Below are 4144 nucleotides of genomic sequence, written 5' to 3' on the forward strand. Positions count from 1 at the left end.
GTCGCGGGCGAGGAAGACGGCGCGGGGCGCGGACTCGTCGACGAACGCGCCGCCGCGTACGGGGGTACGGCGCCGGACGGTCTCGCCGGGCGCCGGCTCCGGGCCGCGGACGGCCAGGTCCACGCCGAACAGCGGGCGCACCCCGGCGGCGGCGGTGGCCCGGGCGAACCGGACGGCGCCGGCGAGGGTGTCGCGGTCGGTGAGGGCGAGCGCGTCCATGCCGCGCTCGGCCGCCCGCTCGGCCAGCCGCTCGGGGTGCGAGGCGCCGTACCGCGCGGAGAAGCCGGAGGCGGTGTGCAGGTGGGTGAAGGCGCCGGCCGCCCGACGCGGGCCCGCCGGGCGGGCCGGGACGGCGGCCGGGCGCGCCGGAAACTCCGGGAACACCCGCGACGACCCCGGACGCGTCGGTTCCGACGGGAACGCCGAACGAGCAGTCATCGCACCTCCCGCCGTTCCGCCGTTCCGCCCGTCATGACCCCCTGGCCGATTTCCGCCCCTCTTTCTCCACCATAAACCACTCATCGAACATTCGTACGAACACGCGAGCGAGCGGCCCACCCGGGCTCCCCCGATCGGCCCCACCCCGCCTGCGCCGCCCACCCGCACCCCGCAGGCTCGGGGCATGAGCTCTTTCGTCCGGGAGGTGCGCGACGCGGTCACCGGCCGCGCCGCCCTCCTGGTGACCGGCGTCCTCGTCCTCCAGCTCGCCTTCATCGCCTCCTACGTGGGGGCCTTCCACCACCCGAAGCCGCAGGACATCCGGCTGGGCGTGGTGGCGCCCCGGCAGGTGGCCGGTTCGCTGGCCGACCGGCTGGGGCGGCTGCCGGGCGACCCGCTGGAGCCGGAGGTCAAGGCCGACCGGGCGGCGGCCGAGCGGGGCCTGCGCGAGCGCGACCTGGACGCGGCCCTGGTGGTCGACCCGCGCGGCAGCACGGACACCCTGCTCGTCGCGGGCGGCGCGGGCGCCTCGCTCGCCCAGGCCGCCGAGGCGGTCGTCACCCGGGCCGAGGCGGCCGAGCACCGGTCGGTGAAGGTCGTCGACACCGCCCCCGCCGCGGCCGGCGACTCCCGCGGCCTGACCTCGTTCTACCTGGTGGTGGGCTGGTGCGTGGGCGGGTACCTGTGCGCCGCGATCCTCGCGATCAGCGCGGGCGCCCGCCCCGCCAACCGCCACCGCGCCGTCATCCGGCTGGCCGCGCTCGCGGTCTACTCGGCCGTCTCGGGCCTGCTCGGCGCGGTCGTCGCCGGGCCGGTCCTGGACGCGCTGCCGGCCGGCGTCGCCCCGCTGTGGGGACTGGGGACGCTGGTGGTCTTCGCGGTGGGCGCCCTCACCCTCGCCCTGCAGAGCCTCGCGGGCGTCGTCGGCATCGGGCTGGCCATCGCGCTCGTCGTCGTCCTCGGCAACCCGAGCGCGGGCGGCGCCTACCCCTATCCCCTGCTGCCGCCCTTCTGGCGGGCGATCGGCCCGGCGCTCCCGCCCGGCGCCGGCACCTGGTCGGCCCGCTCCCTCGCCTACTTCGACGGCAACGCCCTGACCTGCCCCCTCCTGGTGCTGTCCGGCTGGGCGGTGGCCGGCACGGTGGTCACCCTGGCGGGCGTGGTCCTCCGTGAACGGAAGAAGACCACCAGCGGACGAAACCAGGTCCATGGCGAACAGGAAACGACGCACAGGTGACCTGAACTCCCATACCAGACGGTCGGGATGGCGCCTCTTCGGTCATTAGCGAGCCATACCCGAGCCGTCCGGAATCCCTCCCCCGCCCCGGCCGGCCCTCTTTTCGGCCGGACCCTCCCCGGAGCCGGACCCTCCGCCCCGGACTCTGGAATCATCGGATCGACGGCCTGTCAATCCTTAAGTTCCAAGGGGCAGTTAAAGTCCAATCAACGATGGCAAGGGATTACCGCAGGTCAATACTCCTGAAACAATAAATCGCCCCAATCCCATCAGACCGGACGCCCCGCGGCACCCCGATCGCATACGACACCCCTCCCACCCCTCGATGAACAGCGGAAACGAGCCACTACACAACGCTTTCAACCAGCGACTGAAAGCGATCGATCCATGTGCGTTCACTCACCGCATGGGCCAAACTTCCGAGCGTTATCAGAACCCACGAACAAGGGAGTGTTCGGAATGCGGTACATCACTGGGGGGATCGCCCTGGGGTCAGCGTTGATCCTGGGCAGCCTGGTGGGGGCCGGGGCCACCGCTAGCGCGGCACCCGCGCCCGCACCCGCCGCCCAGCAGAGCCTGTACGCGCCCTCGGCACTGGTGCTCACCGTCGGCCAGGGCGACAAGGCGGCCTCCGCCGGCGTCCAGCGTGCGGTGACCCTCAACTGCATGCCCAAGCCGAGCGGCTCCCACCCGGACGCCCGTGGAGCATGCGACCAACTGCGCTCGGTGAACGGCAACTTCGCGGACCTCACCAAGGTGAAGTCCGGCACGGCCTGCACCAAGGAGTGGAACCCCTTCGTCGTGACCGCGGAGGGCGTCTGGGAGGGCCAGCGCGTCAAGTACGAGCACACGTTCGGCAACCCGTGCGAGATGAAGGCGAGCAAGAGCACCGTCTTCGAGTTCTGACGCCGGCCGGGCCGTGAGCCCGTAGGCCCCGCGCGTGAGGCGGCCCCCGGACACCGTGGAGGTGTGTCCGGGGGCCGCCGCCCGCGGCCGGGCGGAACGGGTGACTCCCGCTCGCCGCCCGGGGGTTCGGCCGTCGCGCGCGTCCGGCGCCCGCGGCGCCGGGGGCATCCGGCCGGAAGGTCGTCGACTCGGCACCTCCAGTGGGGGGTGGACCCGGCGGCAGGTCCGCATCCGGGTCCAGAGGGCGAACGAGGGCACGGCAGCGTCCCGTGACAGGAAGGCGCGTCCATGCCAAGTTCGTCGTCCGAGTGTCCCCATCCAAGGCGGGGGTGCACAAGGGCGACTTCCGGTCGCGTGCATGACCATGCACACGCCCCGCGAACGCGCCCACGCCCCCAAGACCCGCTCGTCACCGCCCCCGTTGGTCCGCACTGCGCCAACTAAGGCTCCGGAACGCCCTGTTCACCGGTGGCTGTTTCCCCGTCTTCCCTCTCACTCTTCCGGAGCCGGTCCCGGACGGCCCGTTCCTCCGCCAGGCGCTCCTCCGGGCTCCAGCCCTCGACCGCCGGCCCCGCCGCCTTCGGCCCCTCGACGGCCCGCTCACCCTCGGCCCGTCCCCCCTCGACGGCCCGCTCACCCTCGGCCCGTTCACCGACGGCCGGCTCCGGCTCACCGGCCACCCGCTCCTCCGCCGGCCCCCCGGCTCCCGTCCCTGTCCCTACTCCCGCCCCCGCCCCCGCCCCCGCCCCCGCCCCCGCCCCCGCCCCCGCCCCCGCCCCCGCCCCCGCCCCCGCCCGCTCCAGGAACCGCAGCAGCTCCACGGGGAACGGCAGCACCAGCGTCGAGTTCTTCTCCGCCGCCACCGCCACGATCGTCTGGAGCAGACGCAGTTGCAGGGCCGACGGCTGCGCGGACATCGTCGCGGCGGCCTCCGCCAGCTTCTTCGACGCCAGCAGCTCCGCGTCCGCGTTGATCACCCGCGCCCGGCGCTCCCGCTCCGCCTCCGCCTGCCGCGACATCGAGCGCTTCATCGTCTCGGGCAGCGAGACGTCCTTGATCTCCACCCGGTCGATCTGCACGCCCCAGCCGATGGCGGGGCTGTCGAGCATCAGCTCCAGGCCCTGGTTGAGCTTCTCCCGGTTGGACAGCAGATCGTCCAGATCGCTCTTGCCGATGATGGACCGCAGCGAGGTCTGGGCCATCTGCGAGACCGCGAAGCGGTAGTCCTCGACCTGGATGACGGCCTCGGCCGCGTTGACGACCTTGAAGTAGACGACCGCGTCGACCCGCACGGTGACGTTGTCGCGGGTGATGCCCTCCTGGGCGGGCACGGGCATGGTGACGATCTGCATGTTCACCTTGCGGAGCCGGTCCACGCCCGGAATGATCAAGGTGAAGCCCGGTGGCCGGACCTCGCTGCGCAGCCGGCCCAGGCGCAGCACCACACCGCGTTCGTACTGCTTGACCACCCGGGCCGCCGCCATCAGGTACACCGCTCCGGCGGACGCCGCGGCCACGGCCGCCACCACGAGGTCTTCGACCATCACGGCCCCCTGTGTCCCA

At 73.2% G+C, this 4144-nt stretch carries 4 protein-coding genes; 2 read left to right on the top strand and 2 right to left on the bottom strand.

Annotated elements, in window-relative coordinates; genetic code table 11:
- Positions 1-438, bottom strand: a 438-nt coding sequence (locus tag JNW98_RS34005) for a PHP domain-containing protein (RefSeq protein ID WP_223772149.1), incomplete at its 3' end; no start/stop codon positions are given.
- A gap of 184 nt (positions 439-622) precedes the next feature.
- On the opposite strand from JNW98_RS34005, the gene JNW98_RS34010 reads away from it, so the two are divergent.
- Both JNW98_RS34010 and JNW98_RS34015 read left to right on the top strand, forming a co-directional pair.
- Positions 623-1675, top strand: coding sequence for a YhgE/Pip domain-containing protein (locus JNW98_RS34010; RefSeq protein WP_223772150.1), 1053 nt, complete (start codon positions 623-625; stop codon positions 1673-1675).
- A 459-nt stretch (positions 1676-2134) separates the two neighbouring features.
- Positions 2135-2581, top strand: coding sequence for a subtilase-type protease inhibitor (locus tag JNW98_RS34015; RefSeq protein ID WP_223772151.1), 447 nt, complete (start codon positions 2135-2137; stop codon positions 2579-2581).
- A gap of 440 nt (positions 2582-3021) precedes the next feature.
- Here the strand turns inward: JNW98_RS34015 and JNW98_RS34020 are convergent, their stop codons facing one another.
- Positions 3022-4125, bottom strand: coding sequence for a slipin family protein (locus JNW98_RS34020; RefSeq protein ID WP_223772152.1), 1104 nt, complete (start codon positions 4123-4125; stop codon positions 3022-3024).
- Positions 4126-4144: the final 19 nt, after the last annotated feature.

The organism is Streptomyces huiliensis (assembly GCF_020037025.1).
In the GTDB taxonomy this organism is placed as follows: Bacteria; Actinomycetota; Actinomycetes; order Streptomycetales; family Streptomycetaceae; genus Streptomyces; species Streptomyces huiliensis.